At 52.4% G+C, this 21,139-nt stretch carries 19 protein-coding genes; 18 read left to right on the top strand and 1 reads right to left on the bottom strand.

Going from position 1 to position 21,139, the window contains the following annotated elements:
- Positions 1-17: 17 nt before the first annotated feature.
- Entirely contained in the window at positions 18-494 is a 477-nt protein-coding gene (locus tag BLQ82_RS04510; RefSeq protein ID WP_062528073.1) for a riboflavin biosynthesis intermediates N-glycosidase, read from the top strand.
- Between the two features lie 39 nt (positions 495-533).
- Positions 534-1,400, top strand: a complete 867-nt coding sequence (locus tag BLQ82_RS04515; RefSeq protein WP_062528075.1) for a TIGR02452 family protein — start codon at positions 534-536, stop codon at positions 1,398-1,400.
- Here the strand turns inward: BLQ82_RS04515 and BLQ82_RS31785 are convergent.
- Positions 1,390-1,542, bottom strand: coding sequence for a hypothetical protein (locus tag BLQ82_RS31785; RefSeq protein WP_157243864.1), 153 nt, complete (start codon positions 1,540-1,542; stop codon positions 1,390-1,392). The genes BLQ82_RS04515 and BLQ82_RS31785 overlap by 11 nt on opposite strands.
- A gap of 123 nt (positions 1,543-1,665) precedes the next feature.
- Here BLQ82_RS31785 and BLQ82_RS04520 point away from each other — a divergent pair, with 123 nt between their 5' ends.
- From BLQ82_RS04520 to BLQ82_RS04595, 16 genes are all read left to right on the top strand, one after another.
- Positions 1,666-2,079, top strand: a complete 414-nt coding sequence (locus tag BLQ82_RS04520; protein ID WP_062528077.1) for a bacteriohemerythrin — start codon at positions 1,666-1,668, stop codon at positions 2,077-2,079.
- Between the two features lie 195 nt (positions 2,080-2,274).
- Positions 2,275-3,468, top strand: a complete 1,194-nt coding sequence (locus tag BLQ82_RS04525; RefSeq protein ID WP_062528079.1) for a metallophosphoesterase — start codon at positions 2,275-2,277, stop codon at positions 3,466-3,468.
- Positions 3,469-3,659: 191 nt separating this feature from the next.
- A complete protein-coding gene (locus BLQ82_RS04530; protein ID WP_341874780.1) occupies positions 3,660-4,169 on the top strand; it encodes a MarR family winged helix-turn-helix transcriptional regulator in 510 nt (169 codons plus the stop codon).
- Positions 4,170-4,318: 149 nt separating this feature from the next.
- A complete protein-coding gene (locus tag BLQ82_RS04535) occupies positions 4,319-5,140 on the top strand; it encodes an SDR family oxidoreductase (RefSeq protein ID WP_062528081.1) in 822 nt (273 codons plus the stop codon).
- Between the two features lie 106 nt (positions 5,141-5,246).
- Positions 5,247-5,924, top strand: a complete 678-nt coding sequence (locus tag BLQ82_RS04540; protein WP_062528083.1) for a response regulator transcription factor — start codon at positions 5,247-5,249, stop codon at positions 5,922-5,924.
- Positions 5,921-7,297 (top strand): sensor histidine kinase, encoded by a 1,377-nt coding sequence (locus BLQ82_RS04545; protein WP_062528085.1) that lies wholly within the window; start codon positions 5,921-5,923, stop codon positions 7,295-7,297. The genes BLQ82_RS04540 and BLQ82_RS04545 overlap by 4 nt, the downstream gene beginning before the upstream one ends.
- Positions 7,298-7,366: 69 nt before the next feature.
- Positions 7,367-8,485 (top strand): ABC transporter permease, encoded by a 1,119-nt coding sequence (locus BLQ82_RS04550; RefSeq protein ID WP_062528088.1) that lies wholly within the window; start codon positions 7,367-7,369, stop codon positions 8,483-8,485.
- Positions 8,482-9,162, top strand: coding sequence for an ABC transporter ATP-binding protein (locus tag BLQ82_RS04555; RefSeq protein ID WP_062528091.1), 681 nt, complete (start codon positions 8,482-8,484; stop codon positions 9,160-9,162). Before BLQ82_RS04550 ends, BLQ82_RS04555 begins: the two co-directional genes overlap by 4 nt.
- 241 nt (positions 9,163-9,403) lie before the next feature.
- On the top strand, positions 9,404-9,721 hold the full coding sequence (locus tag BLQ82_RS04560) for a DUF6442 family protein (RefSeq protein ID WP_062528093.1): 318 nt from the start codon (positions 9,404-9,406) through the stop codon (positions 9,719-9,721).
- A 1-nt stretch (position 9,722) separates the two neighbouring features.
- Positions 9,723-9,929 carry a helix-turn-helix transcriptional regulator gene (locus BLQ82_RS04565; protein WP_062528095.1) on the top strand — a complete coding sequence of 69 codons (207 nt, stop codon included), beginning with the start codon at positions 9,723-9,725 and terminating at the stop codon, positions 9,927-9,929.
- 270 nt (positions 9,930-10,199) lie between these two features.
- Positions 10,200-12,506 (top strand): beta propeller repeat protein, encoded by a 2,307-nt coding sequence (locus BLQ82_RS04570; RefSeq protein WP_074647755.1) that lies wholly within the window; start codon positions 10,200-10,202, stop codon positions 12,504-12,506.
- Positions 12,507-12,657: 151 nt separating this feature from the next.
- Positions 12,658-15,657 carry a glycosyl hydrolase gene (locus BLQ82_RS04575; RefSeq protein WP_074647758.1) on the top strand — a complete coding sequence of 1,000 codons (3,000 nt, stop codon included), beginning with the start codon at positions 12,658-12,660 and terminating at the stop codon, positions 15,655-15,657.
- 247 nt (positions 15,658-15,904) lie between these two features.
- Positions 15,905-16,768: an ABC transporter permease gene (locus BLQ82_RS04580; RefSeq protein ID WP_143013343.1), complete on the top strand. Its 864-nt coding sequence runs from the start codon at positions 15,905-15,907 to the stop codon at positions 16,766-16,768.
- Between the two features lie 48 nt (positions 16,769-16,816).
- Complete coding sequence (locus BLQ82_RS04585; RefSeq protein WP_062528556.1) at positions 16,817-17,722, top strand: carbohydrate ABC transporter permease; 906 nt, start codon at positions 16,817-16,819, stop codon at positions 17,720-17,722.
- A gap of 118 nt (positions 17,723-17,840) precedes the next feature.
- Positions 17,841-19,451: an extracellular solute-binding protein gene (locus tag BLQ82_RS04590; protein ID WP_062528557.1), complete on the top strand. Its 1,611-nt coding sequence runs from the start codon at positions 17,841-17,843 to the stop codon at positions 19,449-19,451.
- A 121-nt stretch (positions 19,452-19,572) separates the two neighbouring features.
- Entirely contained in the window at positions 19,573-21,138 is a 1,566-nt protein-coding gene (locus BLQ82_RS04595; protein ID WP_062528103.1) for a response regulator, read from the top strand.
- Position 21,139: the final 1 nt, after the last annotated feature.

Genomic DNA, 21,139 nt, shown 5'->3' on the forward strand with positions numbered 1-21,139 from the left:
AGAACGGAGGGTTTTTTATGGAGAAATTCACTTACTTTTACCGCAGCGGTTCGCCGTTTTCCCAGTGGTACCCTTGCTATTTTATCGTTGATGAGCATACCTTCAACTGTGCCGAACAATATATGATGTACGCCAAGGCGCTGTTATTCAGGGATGAAGAAACCGCCATGCAGATCCTGCGGGCCAGAACACCCAGAACGCAAAAGGAGCTGGGACGCAAAGTCAGCGGCTTCAATGACACCGAGTGGAAAAATCACTGCCGGGATATTGTCTACCAGGGGAACCGGGAAAAATTCCTGCAAAATGAAGAACTGCTGCAGCTGCTGCTCGATACAAAGGGAACTACCTTGGTGGAAGCCAGTCCGACGGACCGGATCTGGGGTGTGGGCCTCACAGAAGACGACCCCCGTATCCGCAGCAGAAGCAGCTGGAGGGGCAGCAATTGGCTGGGAGAAGTGCTGACGAAGCTGCGTGACGATCTTTTGCAGGAATAAACAAACCCGTTATAATACCGGAGCAAGGAGTAGATATCAATGAGTCAAAATCTTAATCCCAGAAATAAAAGAGCGGCTATCGCTCACGAAACACTGGATATTTTGGAAAAAGGAAACTATGTAGGTCCTGCAGGCCGGTTGGTTGACATTGCTGAAGAGGTCAAGGCATGCATCTCGGGTACGCGGTTGTATGCGCCCGATGAGCTGCCTAAGCTGAATACATCCGTATTGTCACGGATTGAGGAAGCTACCGGACAGCACACGGAACTGGCAGTTACCGGAGAATCAACCTTGGAAGCGGCATACCGGCTGGTTGTCAAAGAAGGCAAAGAGCAGACAGTATGTCTGAATTTTGCTTCCGCCAAGAACCCGGGAGGCGGCTTCCTCGGCGGCAGCCAGGCTCAGGAGGAAAGCTTGGCCCGTGCTTCTGCGCTGTATCCGGCTATCTCCCCAAAAGATGAAATGTACAAATACAACCGCAGCCGCAAAACCTGTCTGTACTCGCACTATATGATTTATTCTCCGCAAGTTCCCGTAATCCGTGACAGTCGGGATCAGCTGCTGGCCGAGCCTTATGGTGTGTCGTTCATTACCGCACCAGCAGTAAATGCAGGGGTTGTCCGGGAGCGGGAGCCTCAGGAGGCCGGGAATATCAAGACGGTTATGCTGGAACGAATCCGTTATATTCTGGCGGTTGCTGCCGGGAACGGACACAAGACTATCGTGCTCGGAGCTTTTGGCTGCGGAGTTTTCCGCAATCATCCGCCAGAGGTGGCCGAATGGTTCAGGCAGGTGCTGCTGGATGAAGGCTACCAGAGTCTGTTCGAGCAGATTGTTTTTGCCGTGCTGGATCATTCTCCGCAGCAGCACGCGCTGGGCGCTTTTAAGACAGTCTTCAGTGCATAGAAGCGGAATACACAATAATGATCAATACAGCGAGCATCACGATCCAGGTGACAGGATGATTAGGATTGAGCGTCCAGCCAATACCGGAGATTTTGCGGGCAAACAAAGGGCGCTCCGGTTTCTTTTCTGAATGAAAGTTCACTTTCGCCCCAAAAACTTGCTGCATTATGAGGTGTGATGTTGTTAACAGAACATTTATGCTGAAAAGCGGAAAATGAAATAAGCTTGTCATTATGTAATATATGGAAGAAAGCAGGGTGAGTCAATGATTAACTGGAAGGATTCATATGACATCGGGGTCGAGAAGATTGACTGCCAGCACAGACAGCTGCTTGGGAAGCTGAATGAATTCTTTGAAGCATGCACAAACCAGCAGGGCAAAGAAAAGATTGAAGAGACTCTGAAGTTCCTCAAGGAGTATACGCTTGAGCATTTCAGTGATGAAGAGAACTTGATGCAGGACATCGATTTTCCGGAATTGGCCGAACACCGCAAGACCCATGCTGAATTCGTAAAGACCGTGCTTGACCTGGAGGAGAGCATCCAGACCAAAGGCGTATCCGTCCTGTCTACCATCAAGCTGAACCGCACATTAACAGATTGGCTGCTCAATCATATCAACAAATGCGATAAGCTGATTGGGCAATGCATCGCCAGCAAGGGTAATGAAGCCGTATAATTTCCACCGTGTAACTTACATATAGAAGATGAAGATGCCGCAGGGCATTTTCTTTTTTTTTGTCTTTTTACGGAAACCAACACTCTGGTTATGGGTTTATCGCAAGGCACGCAGCCTATTTATTCTCCCAAAATATTTTGTGTTATGATTTGGTGTAGAGATTCAGATAAACTGCAAGCCAAGGGGAGTGGAAGGATGAAAATATTGCGTATGCTCGTTTCAGGTCTGGTCATGCTGCTTGTGCTGGGGCTTGTGAATTTTTACATTGGCCTGCATCTGTGGTACCTGGTAGACACTTGGCTGCCGGGAGTCCCCGCCGCCGTGTATTGGCCGGTATTCCTGCTCATTGCTTTTGCTTATATGATCGGGATGGTACCCTGGCCGAAGGCCGTCAAGCCGGCTGCCCGGCTGTTCAAAGTCATCGGCTCCTATTATCTGGCCTGCATGGAATTTGCTATTATTGTCCTGCCGCTTACCGATTTGCTGTATTGGGTGCTGGGCCTGATGGGCGCTCAGCGCACGGCGTTCACTACGGAAGCGGGTGTGACGCTGGTGCTGCTGCTGGCCGTCTTCCTGATTTGGGGCTCGCGGAATGCCTGGAGTACAGTTGTGCGCAACCATCCGATCCAGATTGACAAAAGCGCCGCAAGCAGCGCACCGATTACCATCGCGGTAGCTTCTGATCTGCATTTGGGCAACATAGTCGGCAACCGCCACCTTCGCCGGATGGTCGCTGAGATCAACCGGATGCAGCCGGATCTGATTCTGCTCGCCGGGGATGTGCTGGATGACAGTATTGAACCGTTTATCCGCAATGGAATGAGTGAAGAGATCCGCAAGCTGGGGGCACGGCATGGCGTATACGCGGTGCTGGGCAATCATGAATATTATGGAGGCTCCATCAAGCAATATACCGAACTGATGGACAGTATCGGCATCAAAGTTCTTCAGGACGAAGTAGTGGAAGCCGCAGGTCTGTATATCGTGGGCCGCAAAGATAAAACCGCCGAATCTATGGAAGCTGCCGGACGTAAAAGTGTGGAAGCGCTGCTGGATGGACTTGATCTGTCGCGTCCGGTCATCATGATGGATCATCAGCCGACCGGATTCGGGATTGCCGCCCAAGCGGGAGTGGATGTGCTGCTGTCGGGCCATACGCACCGCGGTCAGATTGCTCCCAATCACTGGATTACCAGAAGGCTGTTCGAGCTGGATTGGGGCTACCTGCGCAAGGGTAAGCTGCATGTGGTGGTCTCTTCCGGCTACGGAACCTGGGGGCCGCCGATCCGTCTTGCCAGCCGGTCCGAGCTGATTAGACTGGAGGTTAGACTGGATGGCACCAAACCGTACAGAGAAGAGCCTGTACACAGCAGCCCCGTGCTGCTCTAACAGCATTTGCACCATTATCCTTAATGGGCATTTGTCCTGCTGTTCAGCCAAATCCGGCCCCATTGTCTCTATACTATGGAGATGATGGGGTTACTTATATGCCCGGCCCCGAGGGTTAAATACTAATAAATCTTTGACATTCACCTCAGGATAAGTTACTTTAATCTTGATATAGTTAAGGGATTAACTAATTGGAGCTGAACAATGCTATGGATTCACTGAAGGAAGACAATATTCCCAAAAGAGAAGCGGATATAGACAGTTTGCAGCAATTTGTTCTGGACCTTCCACTGGCTAACGAGGTTTTTTTCGCTCTGGTGGAGACAACAGCAGGCCTTGTCGCGGTTTCGGAGAAGTACTGGCAGGCGCAGGGGCTGAATGGTGCAAGAATCCGTGTGCTGGTAGAGATTGCGAAGCAAGGCGGTGCCATTCTCCCCTCGGTGCTGGCTGAACGGATCGGGGTTACCAAGGCGAATATCAGCTTGCTGCTGACCCCGCTGGAGAAGGATGGATATATCAGCAGGGCGGGGCATGTCCGCGATGGGCGCAAGACGTTCATTTCACTTACAGAAGCCGGACGGACGCTGCTGTCCCTTCATCTTCCCGGTAACCGCGAAACGGTTGCCGGGAAGATGAACCGGCTGGATACAAATGAGCTGCGCCAGCTGATGGGATTGCTGCAAAAGCTGGACAAGCCGTAATATGGGACTAAGTAAAAGATGAATAACCGATAAGAAGAGAAGAGTGAATTCGGGAATTATAATTGCTTCCAGCGGCAATCATCCGTTTAATCTGTGAATATAGTTAATGACTTAACTAAATTATATTTGGAAAATGAAGGAGAATGAATATGACAATCATGATAACTGGAGCTACTGGGCAACTAGGAAAATTAGTTATTGAACAGCTCTCAGAGCAGGTTCCGGCAGCGCAGATCATTGCAGGCGTGCGCCATCCTGACAAGGCGATGCAGTTTAAGGAGAAGGGAATTGAGCTGCGCTTAGTAGATTATGATAGGCCGGAAACGCTGCAGGAAGCTTTTGCCGGCGTGAACAAGCTGCTGCTGATTTCCAGTTCACATACAGATGATGATGTCCGGCTGGTTCAACATAAGCGGGTGATTGATGCAGCCAAGGCAGCCGGAGTTGCACATATTTTATATACCAGCTTTGCTTTTCCGCAAGCAGGCCATAAGGGAACAAGCAGCGTTCATGGACAGACCGAGCAGGCGATACTCGATACGCGAATGGACTATACGATTTTACGCAACGGCCTGTATATTGATTTCGTGGGCGTACTTGGCCTGAATGAGGCGATACGCAGTGGGGTGCTGACGACGCTGCCCGGTGATTGGCAGTTCAATGCTGTAACACGCAGTGATCTGGCACGGGCAACCGCAAAAGTGCTGGCCGGAAGCGGGCATGAGCATCGGACGTACGAGCTGGCAGCGCCGCAGACATGGACGTTCACCGAACTTGCAGAAGTGCTTACAGAGCTTGCCGGCAAGCCGGTGGTCCATACCTCTGATGCGTCTGTGCAGCACTGGATTTATCATTTTCTGAGCAGTATTGATACTAAGTCAACCTCAAACGATCTGGAGCAATTGATGGGACAGCCCGTAACCCCGCTTAAGGAGAGCATCGCACCTTTTTTGAATCTGGAGAATGTGTGAATATTTCCCGAGTGGAGATACGTCCTGTCATCCCCGAAGTTGTCTAATTTCCTCAATATTGCTACTATGATGACAACATAGGGGATACCCGGGGAGTGAGAATTGAATGAAGAAAATATTAGTGGCCGACGATGATGTGAATATCCGTACGCTGCTGCGGCATGTGCTGACCAGGGAAGGGTATGCTGTGCTGGAGGCTGCCGACGGACGGGAGGCCATGGGACTGATGAAAGGCAGTACTGTGGATTTAGCGGTTGTTGATGTGATGATGCCGTATATAGACGGGTTGGAGCTGTGCCAGCATATCCGGGAGACTTATGATATTCCGGTCATTCTGCTTACTGCACGGCAGCAGCTCAGCGACAAGGAGCAGGGGTATTTACGCGGGACGGATGATTATGTCACCAAGCCTTTTGAACCGGAGGAACTGCTCTTCCGCATCAAAGCCTTGTTCCGCCGTTATTCTGTAGCTGCGAGTGACAAGATCCGTCTGAACTCATTAGTGATCGACCGGAAAAATTATGAGATCAGCGACGGCAACGATGTGCTTTTGCTGCCGGTGAAGGAATTTGAGCTGCTGGCCCAGCTTGCGCAGTATCCGGGACGGCTGTTCTCGCGCAGCGAGCTGATTGAGCTGGTGTGGGGAGCGGATTATGAGGGGGATGAACGGACGGTCGATGTGCACATCAAACGCCTGCGCGACCGGTTCAGCGAGTACAAAAATGATTTTTCCATCCGCACGGTCCGGGGCATCGGCTATAAAGTCGAAACGGTGAGTTCATGAAGTCACTGTATGTAAGAATGAGCGTGCTGTTCTGTTCGGTGATTGTAATCAGCAGTGTGCTGGGGTTTCTCATCTCCAACGCCTACTATCAGGCCGCAATCAAACCGAAGAACGATGCCAAGCTCACCAAAATGGCCATTGGCCTGCAGTCCTTTATTGAAGACCACCCGGATGCGGTTGAGGAGTATCTGCTGAGTACGGCATCCCTGGGCTACAAGATGTATCTCTCCAACGACCAAGGCGATGAACGGTTCTATGGCCTGCCCTTCCGCAAAAATGACCTGAAGGAAGGCGAGCTGCAAAAGGTGCTGGCCGGCAGCATCTACCATGGAGTTGCGGATTTTCCCAGCGGGATGTTCATTACCGGCTTTTTTGACAATCAGCTCACCAATACGATAGGTGTTCCTATACATATTCATGGCCAGCCCTACGCGCTGTTTATGCGTCCGGATGCCGAAGTGCAGTTTGGCGAGCTGCGGCTGTTTTTTGCTGTGCTGATTGCCGGTACGATTCTGTTCAGCCTGTGGTTTGTCCTGATCACCGTTTTTCATGTTGTGAAGCCGATTACGCGGTTGACAGAAGCCACCCAAAAGATCTCCAAGGGCAGGTACGATATCAAGCTCTACACAGCCCGGCGTGATGAAATCGGCCAGCTTGCTTCCCACTTCATGAGCATGAGCCGGGAGCTGGAGCGGACGAACCGGGCGCGGCAGGAATTTGTCGCCAACGTCTCGCATGAGATTGAATCGCCGCTGACCTCCATTCAGGGCTTCGCCCATGCGCTGAAGGACGCTACACTACCGGAACAGCAGCGGTTGGAGTACCTGTCCATCATCGATCAGGAGAGCCGGAGACTGTCGGTGCTGAGCAAGCAGCTGCTGACATTGTCTTCGCTCGATTATGACGAGAATGCGCTGGACCGCAAAAGCATTGACCTCCGGGCGCAGCTGCGCCAGGTGCTGCAGATTATGGAATGGCGGCTGACGGAGAAGGAGCTGGCGGTGCGGCTGCATGTGGCGGATATTACCCTTCAGGGGGATGCCAATCTGCTCTATCAGGTATGGATGAATCTTTTGTCCAATGCGATAAAATACACCCATACCGGCGGGACAATTGCGATCTCGGCGGAAGCCGTGAATCAGCACTGCATTGTTACGGTTACGGATAATGGCGAAGGCATTCCGGCAGATCAGCTGCCGATGATTTTTGACCGGTTCTACAAAGTGGACCGGGCGCGGACCCGCGACAGCAACAGCAGCGGCCTTGGATTATCCATTGTGCGCAAAATTATCGAGGTTCACGGCGGAACCGTCGAGGCAACGAGCACAGTGGGGGAAGGAACAACCTTTACGGTGACGCTGCCGCTTCTGTAATTTATTATTCATACTCCGTTCATTTTCACCTTCTAAACTGTGGATATACAGATTAGAAGGAGTGGTTACATGTTTTTGGCATTAAGGGAGATGAGGCACTCCAAAGCACGATACAGCCTCATTATAGTCATAATGCTCCTGGTTTCGTTTCTGGTTCTGTTCGTGACCGGACTGGCCAGAGGCCTGGCGTATGCCAATATCTCCGCGGTGGAAAATATGCCCGCAAATTATTACGCTGTACAAAAAGATGCAGATCATGCCTTCAGACGTTCCCAGCTGAGTGCAGCCGAGCTTTCTGCCGCCCGTTCCATTGCAGGGGAGCAGAATGCTGCTTCACTAGCGGTGCAGATGAGCACGATAACCGCAGATCAGGCGGATGCAAAAGCGGATGTCACTTTTTTTGCAGTTGATATGAACGGAATGCTGGCACCCAAAGTGACACAAGGAACGGGAATCACCAACGAGACTCAGGGCAGTGTTGTGGCAGATTCAAAGCTCGAAGAGTCAGGGGTGACAATCGGCAGTACGATCAAGGATCAGGCTTCGGGGTTGACCTTCAAGGTTGCAGGCTTTGTAGATGATAATTCTTACAGCCATACTCCTGTTGTCTATATCAACACATTGGACTGGAAGGCTATGAGACAAGGCTTCGGCCAGAGCGGCAAGGATGCGGAGGCTGTTCCTTATAATGTGATTGCGCTGAAGATTTCCTCTGCACAAGTATCCGATATCACGGAGAAGCTGGGGAATGTGGAGGTCATTACGCAAAAGCAGGCGATTGCCAGCATCCCCGGCTACTCCGCCGAGCAGAATTCACTGCTGATGATGATTGTGTTCCTGTTCGTCATTGCTGCATTTGTGCTTGCCGTATTCTTCTATGTCATCACGATCCAGAAGACCAGCCAGTTCGGCATCCTGAAGGCGATGGGCACCAAGATGTCGTACCTGGCCTGGAGCGTAGTCGGCCAGGTGTTGATCCTCTCGGTAGCCAGTCTTGCGGTCAGTCTGCTGCTGACCTTTGGGATGAATATGGGGCTGCCGGATTCGATGCCCTTCCAGCTTGAAGGCCAAACCATCCTGCTGACTTGTATGCTGTTCGTCGGAATGTCACTGCTGGGCTCGCTGATTTCTGTAGCCAGAGTGGCGAGAGTTGACGCTTTGGAAGCGATCGGGAGGGCTGGAGCATGAGTACTGCAAAGTTAATGATGAAGCAAGTGACACAAACCTACGGCGACGGCGACGGAGCCATGACCGTACTGAATCAGCTTGACCTTACGGTGAACGAAGGGGAGTTTGTCGCTGTACTGGGGCCATCCGGCTCCGGCAAAAGCACCTTCCTGTCCGCAGCCGGTGCGCTGCTGACCCCGACCAGCGGGGAAATCTTCATAGATGGAGAGCCGCTGAGCCATAAGGACAAGAGCGAACTGACCGAGCTGCGGCTGCGCAAGATCGGTTTCATGTTCCAGAGTGCACAGCTGCTTCCCTACCTGAAAGTGGAGGAACAGCTGCTGTACGTGGCTAAGCTGGCGAAGCTCAGTACCAAGGAAGCGAAGGAGCGGTCCTCCTATCTGCTGAAGCGGCTGGAGATTTGGGAGCGGAGGAACCATTATCCCGAAAAGCTCTCCGGCGGGCAGAAGCAGCGCGTGGCGATTGCGAGAGCGTGGATGAACAAGCCGGCAATCCTGTTCGCCGACGAGCCGACGGCCAGCCTGGATTTCAGCCGCGGCCGCGAGGTGGTGCGGATGATCGCGGACGAGGTGACAAGCGAAGGCAAAGCTGCGGTCATGGTGACCCACGATGAGCGGATGCTGGAGTGGTGCAACCGGGTGTACCATCTGCAGGATGGTGTTTTGGTTGAGCAGTAAAGGGTGACTTAGCCGGGCCTCCGATCGTTGCCTTAGGGTACTTTTATAAAAAACAGATTCTGCCTTGATAGGGGGATCTGTTTTTTTGTCTGGATTACATAAATGCATTCCTGGCATCAGCCTAATATTATAATAAATGGATGCTTATTTTTTTCATATTTACCAATAAAACTTGGCATGATATGATGGTTTTACCAAGTTTTATTGGCATGGTGTTGTCAATCCGAGCGGAGGGTTTTTTATGAAAAAAGAAGAAATATTAGAAAAAAGCAGAGAAGAGAAAAGAGACGAAGGCAAGGAATTTGTATTCAATAAAGGAAGAAAAAGCGGAGTCATCGGCATGGTAATACTGTTTGGAATTTTAGCTGTATTCAACTTGTATAATAATCGCCAGGAAACAACTTATGCATTGGTTGCCATGTTTTTTGGATATCTGGGCAGTGAAAGTTTTGGGATATATAATTTAACTAATAAAAAAATGGATTTACTCAAAACTATTATAGGATGTATTTTAAGTGTTTCCTTTTTAGTGTTGTATCTTAATGGGGTGAGAAATTAGGATGGGTGAACATTTAGTTTTAAAAAATAAACTGCGCGAAGCAAGAAGCGAACAAAATTTATCGCAGACACAATTGGCAGAAATGGTTGGCGTTTCAAGAAATACGATAAGTTCTATAGAAACAGGGCAGTTTAATCCTACAGCAAAATTGGCTTTGATTTTATGTATTGCGCTGGATAAAAAATTTGAAGAAATGTTTTATTTTTAATTAATTGGATTCAGATCAGTTAAGAAAGGCAGAAGGGCTTTCAGGGGGAGTATCTACAATTATTGGGGGCTGAAATTAGTGAATGGATTGGATAGGGATAGAACTCAAAAGACGAAGCCAGACGGCTTCGTCTTTTTCTTATTCGCAGCACATAAGGAGAAGACAGCAACAACTTCCTTGTTAAACGACAGATTTCGTTGCAACCGGGGATGCACGTAAACGCAGCACCAAGGTAAGCTTAAGTGGAAGACAAAAAAGGAGGCGGAGAACGTGGATGGGGATGTAGATGGGATCGTGGAAGGGAATGTGGTTGGGATTCCGTCCGGAACTGGGAAAGTCTGGTCACCGGCTTCGCTGGGCGGTGGCGGCTATATTACGGGATTGATTCAGCATCCCGCACAAAGTGGAGTACTGTATGCCCGCTGTGATGTGGCGGGCGTTTTCGTCAGCCTCGATGGCGGCTTCAGCTGGGAGGCGCGGAACGGCGGGCTCACCAAGGCTTACCACCACCAGGTGCAGAGCTTCGCGATTAGTCCGCACCGCCCGGAGGTGCTGTTCCGCTGCTCCGGGGAGGTGCGGAGCCGTAAATTCTACGGCTCCGTACACAAGTCAGCCGATGGCGGGCATACTTGGAGAGAGGTGTGCACGGGTATGGGCTTTTACGGCAATGGCCCGACCCGGATGTACGGGGAAGTCATCGCCGTAGACCCCTGCCACCCGGAGGTCGTAGCTGCCGGGGGTTACACCGGCGGTTTATGGATCAGCCAGGATGAAGGGGAGACCTGGAAGAGGACTCCGCTGCCGGAGGAGCGGTTCGGTTGTGTCGCTTTTCATCCGGGCATACCTGGAATGCTGTATGCCGGAACCATAAGCGATGATGATCTGAATATGGACTACGCCGAGACAGGCGAAGGAGGAGTACTGGGGCTGCTCCAGGACCTGCCCCGGGGAAAGGCAGGCAGGCTGTATGCCAGCAGCGATCACGGGGGAACCTGGATTCTGCTGCATGAAGGCCCAAGCTTTGCCGGGCTGGCCTTTGACAGCCGTGATCCGCAGCGGCTGCGGGCGGCCTGCATCTGGAACGGCATCCTCAGCAGCCCGGATGGCGGACGGACCTGGCAGAAGGACATGGCTGGACTGCCGGAAGATGGGCAAAGATACGGCACGGTTGTGCAGGACAGCCATCATCCGCAGCGGTGGTATACAGCCCCTGATGTCCGCCCGCATATGAAGGCGGTTCCCCCGATTCCCCTGTATGTATCTGGATTAGCCGGCAGCGGGAGCGGGGAATGGCAGCTCCTACGGCTGCATAACGATGACGATCTGAGCGGATTCCCGGCCTATATGGATCACTTCGGAAGCGGATCACGGGCGGCGGCAGCCGGCTGGGCGATATCCAAAATCATCGTCGACCGCTTCATAGAAGACCGGCTCTATCTGACCAACTGGTACGGCGTAGCGGTTAGTTCGGACGGCGGGAGAACCTGGTGTGCAGGGCATTTTCGGGGGCTGGAAACCACCTGCATGGAGGCTGTCGCCGCTGCTCCGCAGCAGCCGGGCAAATTTTGTGTGACGATGGCTGACCATCCGCCGAAGGTAACGGAAGATGGCGGCCGAAGCTTCTGGAATCTTCCGGGCATTCCCGGTTATTCAGGGAGTACTGCCGTTGTAATTTCCCGGTCAGATTCCCGCCGCTATCTCTACGGATTAGTTGGTCACGGGAGGACCGCCTGCATTGCTCTTCACCGTGACGGCGGGGCGAACGCATCAGCCGTACTGCCGCTGGGGACCGGATTGTTTGTGCAAGCTTTACGGGAGGACGGAGTGAAGAACGGGACCTTTTATGCTTATGTGGATGGACCGGTAGCTGCAGGAGCCGGAATCTACCGTTCCAGTGATGATGGAATGACCTGGGAGCAAACCGCTTTTCGTCCTCCGGCCTACATGGACACCCTTCCGTATCACAAGAACCGGATCGAAGCCGAATTGCTCTCCGTTGTGGTGTACCAGGTCAAAAATGCCTGCGGGGCCAATCAAATGCTGGCGGCAAGCCCGTTTCACCAAGGCAGGGTACTGGCTGGCGAATGGACTGAAGGGATTTGGGAATCACGCGATGGCGGAGACACGTGGAAGTCCATCGGTGAAGGACTGCCGTTCCAGCGCAGCGGCCCTGCTTCCGTACTGAACGCTATAGCCTATTCAACCAATCACCCCGATTGGATTTATGCAGGATTCATCTCGGAGGGCCTGTGGCGCAGCAGTGATGGCGGACGGACCTGGAGCAAGCTGTATCCGCTCATAGAAGGTGAAGTTTTCAATGTCTCCGCATTGGCCGTAGGCACGGACGATGAAGGAGAGGATCTTTTGATTCTAGCCAGTGAACCGATGGTGGTGAACGGTACAGACTCACAGGCTGTATACAGCCCGGATGGCGGCTGCAATTGGCAGGCTTGGCAGCAGTCCGGGATTGGCGCAGTGCGTTGGAAGGGTATGGCTCTTGATTGTGAGGGAAGACAGGTGCTTGGCGTGTCCTGCGGCAACGGAGCCTTTCATGTGGGCCTGGCGGACAAAATATAAAATGGCACAAAAGTCGGACATCGTTGCTGCAGCATAGTTTTCGTTGCTGCTGTACCTTGTTGGATTTTGCGGTAAACGCTTACATTGAAGGTGCCGGACGACGTTATTGTCGTAATTCCACCGGCGAATGTGAGTGGGAGGCCTGATTGAAATGGTACCGCGTATGTGGAGAAAATGGTTCCATGGTTGGCTGGCTGCAGTTGTACTGTCTGCTGTATTCATTGTCCAGCCGGCACCAATGCAGGCGGCTGGCGAAAATCTGCTGGGCAATCCAGGTTTCGAGGCTGGAGATGCTGCGTGGGAAAAGTGGGGAAGTCCGGTGGTAACAACCGCCGAGAAGCATGGGGGTGAAAAAAGTCTTCAGGTCAAACGGAACACCGGGGGAGCTTCGGCTTCTGTGGCAGTGAAGGAAGGAAAGACGTATCGGGTCGGTTTATGGGTTAAATTTGCCGCTGCAGGAGTCACGAATGCAACGATTGACATGGACGCGTTCGGAGCGCAGCAGACCAAGGAGCAGCTCCATTTTTCGGGCTCTACAGATTGGGAGTACCGTCAGCTGTTGTATACGCCAGGCCCCGGTGTACAGCATATCCGTTTGTCATTCTGGAACGGCACCGGTAAGGATTATTACATCGATGATGCCGTTATCCGGGAAAACGTGGATATTGAAAGGCCGACGACTCCTGGTGTCTGGCAGGCCCGGCATGATCCCGGAGCACTGAAGCTGACCTGGGCCGGCTCCACAGATGATATGGGCGTAGAGTCCTACCAGCTTGCTTACAAAAGAACAGATGCTGCGGACTGGAACACAGTGGCTGTGCCCCATCAGGAATCAGTCACGGAGTACACGTATACGCTGGATAACCTTGATCCTTTTTCGGTGTATGCGATTATGCTGCGGGCCAAGGATGCCGCAGGCAATACCTCTGATGCCGTAATGGGCCTCGAAGCTACCCCCGGACCCAATCTGGTGATCAACGGAGGTTTGGAGACTGGAATAACAGTACCGTGGAAAAAAACAGGGACGGTTAAAACCACGACCTATGATCCGCATTCTGGACAATATGCTTTGCAGCTGTTCCATAACTCTACAGCCAGAACGTTAAAAGTACCGGCTGACAGCAGCACTTCCTATCTCGTATCGTATTGGAGCAAATTTAATGCCGTCACACCTGGAACCTTTTCGGTTACTCTTGATGTTTATCAAGGTCCAGCTGTTATCCGTTATCCGTTTTATACGAACGCCACGGCCGCATGGTCCCGTTCGGAACAGATCATTCAGACAGGAAATGGGTTCGCCTGCCTGCAGCTGCGGGCCGGCAATTACAGCGGTGGAGATATGTTCCTTGACCAGGTGTTTGCAGGTAAAATGCCGGATATTCCCACTGACCTTAATCCCGGCGCACCTGCAGATTTCATAGCAGGAACCGTAGACGGGGTATCCGCAGAGCTGCAATGGGCTGCCTCCAGAGGCCCCTTTGGTGTGAGGGAATATAAGCTGCTGTACAAAAAAGCCGAAGACACCGAATGGGCCAGCCTGACGATACCTTATGTCCCTGGCCAATCCCAGTATGTCTACAAGCTGGAAGGCTTGTCACCTGGAAGCTTGTATGACATTGAGGTGAAGGCGGTCAGTGAAGGGACAGCCATCTCAGCCGCAAGCGCGCTTCAGGTGACCACCGCCACGATGGCACCGGTCAACCCGGACGCTTCCGTTGAAGCGGCAGCACTGCTCGACCGGCTCTATGCAGCAACAGGAAACAGTATTTACACGGGCCAGCATAATTATTACGAAGAGCCCGCGAAATGGTACGATAAGGCAGCTGAGCTGACCGGATATTATCCGGCATTATGGGGCTCGGATTTCGCATATTATATTGGCGAAGACATGGGCGAGCTGCGCCAATCTATGATTGATGAAGCGATTCTTCAAGGCCAGGCGGGAACCATGGTCACTCTGACGTATCATCAGACCCGGCCCATGGACCCGGCAACCTCCGGCTGGGAGAGCGTTACAGGGGATGTAACGGAAGCCCAGATGACAGACATCGTCACGCCGGGCACCGAGCTGTACAATCAGTGGGCTGCCCAGGTGGATGAGGTCGCGGGATATCTGGAGCAGCTGCAGGATAAAGGCATTCCGGTATTATGGCGGCCCTATCATGAGATGAATGCTGAATTTTTCTGGTGGGGGGCAAGACCGGAGCTGTTCAAGCAGCTGTGGCACAATATGTATGACCGCTTAACCAATCTGCATGGCCTGAATAATCTCCTCTGGGTATGGAATCCGAATGCGGAGAGCTCCTGGGCATATGATTCAGCCCCTTATTATCCCGGCCATGATGTCGTGGATGTGCTGGCTATGGATATTTATAACAATGATTACCGTGACACCTATTACAACAAGCTGGTGCAGCTCAGCGGAGGACGGCCGATTGCCATCGGAGAAAATGGCGAGCTGCCGGATATGCAGATGCTGCGGGAGAAGCAGCCGAAGTATGTGTATTTCATGACCTGGTCCGACTATTTGACGGATAAAAATTCAATCAGCGCTATTCAGGCGCTCTACAGCGACCCGCGCGCGCTGAACAACGGGGAAACCGGCAATGGACCGTATGTTCCGCCTCCGGTGGACAGCTATCTGATCGACGATTTCGAGTCGTATGGCGGCTCGAATGGCAGCCTGCGCTCCAAATGGCAGCGCAATATCTCCGGCAATGCTGCGACGGTAACGCTGGATACGTATGGGCTGAACAGCGGAACCTACGGACTGAAGCTGGATTACACCATTGGTAATCCCGGTTATGCCGGAGTCTACCGGAGCATGGGCAAGGAATGGCCGGGCATGCAGGCCATCACCTTCTGGCTGCAGCCTGACGGCTCGAACCGCCAGCTGGCAGTCCAGTTCCATGAGACGAATGGCGAGGTCTGGGAAGCCGGGATCAAAATTGAAGGGACCGCTGCGCGGCTGGTGACCCTTCCTTTTACTGACTTCGTTAGACCTGGATGGTCTACCGGCGGCAACGGTGTTATTGATTTGGGCTCCATTAAGGAGTTTGCCTTCTATGTGGCCCAGGGCAGCGGTACCCAGGGCAGCGGAACTCTATATATTGATGATGTGCAGGCTGTGAAGCTCCCCACGGAAGAGTAGACTGTGACCCTAGCGGGCAGCTTCACTCCGTTGATTACAGGGCGCTCAACTCTTCATTGCTGGAGCACACTTTTCGTTGACCACGGTGCTGGAGGCTCCTTCCTGAACTGAATAAGATTAAAGTGTAGAGCAAGCAGATACAGGAAGGATGACAAACGTGGAAATCGAACGAAAGGTCATTACCAGGCCAAAAGGAAAGCCGTTCTCATGGTGGTCCAGGTGGATCAGGCAATGGGATATTCAGCTGATGGTCGTACCCGCCATGCTGTTTATCTTCGTGTTCAGCTATCTGCCGATGTATGGGGTGCTGATGGCGTTCCAGGATTATCAGCTGTTCGGCGGTTTTTTTCACAGTCCCTGGGTCGGGTTCAAGCATTTTGAGGCGTTCTTCAACTCCCCTGACTTCTGGAATGTTATGCGCAACACGATTGTAATCAGCCTGCTGAAGCTGTGCATCGGGTTTCCGGCACCTATCCTGCTGGCCCTGATGCTGAACGAGGTCCGGCTGATGCTGTTCAAGCGGATCATCCAGACCGTCAGCTACCTGCCGCATTTTCTGTCCTGGGTCATCGTCGGCGGGTTCGTGGGCTCCATGCTTTCGACTGATAATGGAAGCGTTAACATGCTGCTGATGAGCCTGCATCTGACATCAGAGCCGATCAGCTTCCTGTCGGTGCCGGAATACTTCTGGGGGATTCTTGTCGGAACGGGCATCTGGAAGGAGATGGGGTTCGCAGCCATTGTCTATCTTGCGGCAATTGCCGGGATTGACCCGCATCTCTATGAAGCCGCTTCCATTGACGGGGCTGGGCGGTTCAAGCAAATTCAGCTGATCACGCTGCCCTGCATCCGGCCGGTCATTATTATCTTCCTGATCCTGGCGGTAGGCAATATTCTGAACGCCGGGTTTGAGGATATCCTGATCCTGGCTACCAACCCAATCCTGCGCGATGTATCCGATGTCATCGATACTTATGTCTACCGGATGGGGATTCTGAACAATCGCTTCTCCTATGCGGCGGCTGCGGGACTGTTCAAGGCGGTTGTAAGTATCGGGCTGCTGGCGCTTGCTAATAAGGCAGCAAGAAAAATGGGCTCAAGCCTATGGTAAACACGAATGCCGAACGTGAAACTGGCAAAAGAAAGCGGGGAGCAGGCTATGATGAAGCTATCGGCGGGAGATAAGGTTCTGCAAGTTATGATATATACTGTGCTGCTGCTGCTGGGCTTCATCACCCTGTACCCCTTTTGGAATTCACTGGTGATTTCCTTCAACGTGGGCTCGGATACAGCGCTTGGCGGCATCACGTTCTGGCCGCGCAGCCCGACACTGGATAACTACGAGGTGGTGTTTCGGGACAGCCGTATCGGCCATGCATTTCTGATCTCCATCCTGCGCACTATCGTAGGTACAACACTATCGGTCCTGTTTACGGCTATTCTGGCCTATGGCCTTTCCAGGCATGAACTGATGGGACGCAAAATATATATGGTATTCTGCATCATTACCATGTATTTCAGCGGCGGACTGATTCCCACCTTCCTGCTGCTGCGCGGGTTTGGCATGATGGATACCTTCTGGGTCCTGGTCATTCCCGGGATGATCAGTGTATACAACATGATTATTTTCCGGACTTTCTTTTTGGGGCTGCCGGCGGGACTTGTAGAGTCGGCGCGGATTGACGGCTGCAATCATATCGGAGTGCTGACCCGTATTATTTTGCCCATCTCCGGTCCTGTCGTGGCTACCCTGTCATTGTTTACGGCCGTATACCACTGGAATGACTGGTTCTCGGCCAGCATCTATATCAATGATACCCGGCTGATTCCGATTCAGACCCTGCTCAAGCAGATTCTGAATTCCAATATCGTGACGGATCAGCTTCAGAAGGCCATTGGCAGCAGTGCGGCAGCTCAGGACCGGCTCGCGCTCGTGCAGTCGGTAACCAGCAAATCGCTGATCATGGCAACCACTATGGTGGCTACACTGCCGATCATTACGGTCTACCCGTTCCTGCAGAAGTATTTCGTAAAAGGCGTGCTGATCGGGTCGCTTAAGGAGTAGAGAAATCATGCAAGCGCTAGTGGGAGCGCAATTCAGACAACCAAGTGAACGTTAGAGAGGGGTTACTCATTTGAAATCTACGAAGAAATTTCCACTGCTGAGTGTAGTATTGTGTTCGATGCTTCTGATCGCCGGTTGCGGCGGGGGGAACAATAGTGCGGCTCCATCCGCCAAACCTTCTAAGGAACCTGCGGCAACGCAGACTGCAGCGGCAAGTGCAAGTCCTGAAGCTTCATCCCCAGCTGCCCAAAGCACGGTGAAGCCGGTTTCCTTCACGTATTACAGCAATTATGACTGGGATACCACAGAGGAATGGGGCAGAGACTCCACAACCAAGTGGATTGCCGACACCTTGAAGGTGAAGATGACACCGGTTCAGTCCAGCGGCGCGGCTGAGACCAAGTTCAGCACAATGATCGCTTCGGGAAGTCTGCCGGATGTCATCATGATGGACCGGGGAGCCAATGTGGAACGGCTGCGTCAGCCCGGACTGCTGGTGCCCCTGGACGATTATCTGGACCGCTACCCCAATCTCAAAAAAAATGCCGGTGAAGCCACGCTGAACATGCTGCGCTCGGAAGACGGCAAGCTGTACCAGTTCCCTAACTGGTATACTTCAAGCCCGAACGGCAACGGCGGCTGGATTATTAACCGGAAAATATATAAAGAACTCGGTTCGCCGAAGCTGGAAACCTACGATGACCTGTATGCCTACCTGAAGCTGGTGAAGGAGAAACATCCTGATGTGGTGCCTCTTGAAGTAGGGGCTAAAGGCCGGGGGCTTGAAACGATGTACGGCGGTTTTGCTGAAAATAAACCCTACCTGCCCAAAGCCAATCCGGTAGGAAATACGCTGCAATCTATTTTTGAGGATCAGGTGTTCATCGAGAATATGCAGTATGCCAGCAAGCTGTTCCGGGAAAAGCTCATTACCCAGGATCTGTTCACCCAGACCGGGGACCAGATCTCCGAAAAGCTCAAAACAGGCCGCGTAGCAGTCTACGTGGACGGCGATGTGGTGAATCCGGGACGCGGTGCTGACACTACCTTGCGCACTGCTGATCCCGATGCCGGTTATGATATCATTTGGCCGATTCACAAAGCCGGTCTGGACGCAACCAAAATTACACCGAACAACTACAATTCGCTGGGCTGGAACGTGCTGGTCATCACGAAAAATGCCAAAGACCCGGAAGCTATCTTCTCCTACCTTGACTGGGTGACAAGCGAAGAGGGACAGCGTATCCTGAACTTTGGCCGGCAAGGCCTTTACTGGGATGAGTTCGATGCGGACGGTGTGCCTATTCTGAATGAAGCAGGCCTGAATACCCCGCAGGGCGACAAGGATAAGGAAAGAATCGGCCGCTTTAACTGGGTCGGCAACACTACCTTTATTGATCAGACCAAAGCGAAGATGGATGCACAGCTTCCGGCCGATAAGCAGAACTGGACTACGCTGGCACAGCAGAAGGTGACCTGGAAGACCTCGAAGAACTTTACCGAATTCGTGAATCTTGATCCGCTGCCGGACTCGGAGGAAGGCACCATTGCTACTGCGGTGAACGATATTTTTCAGGAAGCCTTTGCCAAGGCACTGTATGCCAAGAGTGATGATGAGGTGCTGAGTATCTTGAACAAAGCGAATGAGGACGCGAAAAAAGCAGGTTATGAGAAGCTGCTGAAATACCAGACTGAGAAATGGCAGGATAATCTGAGCAAGATGAAATAGTGCTAGAGCCGTCATGATCCGTGGGGTATACTGAAGCCAAGTGTACCCCTTTTACTATTTTATGTAATTCAATAATCTGAATTAACGGGGGCGGAATGATATCGGATGCGGGGAGGATGGGATGTACAAGGTACTGCTGGTTGACGATGAGCTGTTGGATCTGGAGGGGCTGCAGCGTTTCATGAACTGGGAAGGTCTTGGTATGGAGGTGTGCGCCGCCGCAAGCAGCGGGTTTGAAGCCCTGGAGGTGCTGGAATCGCAGGCCGTGGATATTATGGTCACCGACATCAGGATGCCGATCATGTCAGGGATGGAGCTTGCGCGCAGAGCCCTTGAGCTGAACCCGAAGCTGAAGATTATTTTCGTCAGCGGGTATGAGGATTTCCAGTATGCCAAACAGGCCATTTCCATGAGCGCGTCGGGATATGTTCTGAAGCCTGTGGACGATGCTGATATGCGCAGGTCGCTGGAAGAGGTCCGGGAGACGCTGGACCGGGAACAGGAGCATTCACATTTGGAGCGATATTTCTCCGAATCAGAGCCGCTTCTGCGCAGAGAGCTGTTCATGCAGCTGCTGGACGGGAACCCGGATGAAGACAAGATGCTGCCGCTGCTTCAGCGGGTAGGGATTTATTGGAGCGATACCAGACTGTACACGGCCCTGCTGGAGCCGGATGATATGTCCTGGAAGCTGAACGGCTACAGTGACGGAGCCAAAGCCGAAATCGAGAACATGCTGGAGGCGGCGATTGAGCGGTATTGTGCAGAGGAACAGATTCAAGCCTGCAGAACAGAACGGTTTCATTACGCGTTAATTCTGGAGGAAAGTGTAGACCGCGCAAGACTGCGCAGGCTGATTCAGCAGGCGGTGGCGGGAACACCGCTTACAGTTACCATTGGTGTAGGCCCTGTCGTGAGTCATTTACGGGAGCTGCGGAATTCCTTCCGGCAGGCCAGAAATGCGCTCAGACTGAAGCTGTTCCTGGGCAAAGGCAAGCTGATTCTCCATTCCGATGCCAGAGGGCCGATATCCGCCTCCGTCAAGGATCTGGACAGTATTCTGCAGTCCTTATTTGCGGCGATGTCCTCTTACCGGCTGATCGATGTGGACGACTGCAATGAGGAGCTATTCGTCTGGGTGGTCAATATGGAAACCAAGCTGGAGATCTACCAGCTGTTCCTGCACATTATCTCCAAGCTGGATGCTTACCTGCATACGATCAATGAGGACTTTTATGAGCTGCTGGGGCTGGAACGGAAGCATCTCAATATTCTATATGACCTGGAAACCATAGATGATATGAAATCCTGGCTCCGCCGCCGGATGTTCGAGCTGTCCGAACGGCTCCAGCGCAAGCGGCAAGGAAAAAAACGCAAGCTCGTAGAGGAAATTCAGGCATATATTGAAGAGCATCTGGAGCATAATGTCATGCTGCGGGATGCAGCCAACCACTTTTCCTTTTCCCCGAATCACCTGGGCCAGATCTTCTATGAGGAGACCGGAGTGTACTTCTCCGACTATGTGGGACTAAGGCGGCTGGAACGGGTGAAGGTGCTGCTTGGCGATCCAAAGCTGAAGGTATATGAAGCCGCGAACCGGGTCGGTTATAAGAATCTCTCCCATTTCAGCAAGCAGTTCAAGGAATTTTACGGGGTCAGCCCTGGCGACTACAGGAGACATTTGTGAT

Source organism: Paenibacillus jilunlii (assembly GCF_900102965.1).
Classification (GTDB): domain Bacteria; phylum Bacillota; class Bacilli; order Paenibacillales; family Paenibacillaceae; genus Paenibacillus_AQ; species Paenibacillus_AQ jilunlii.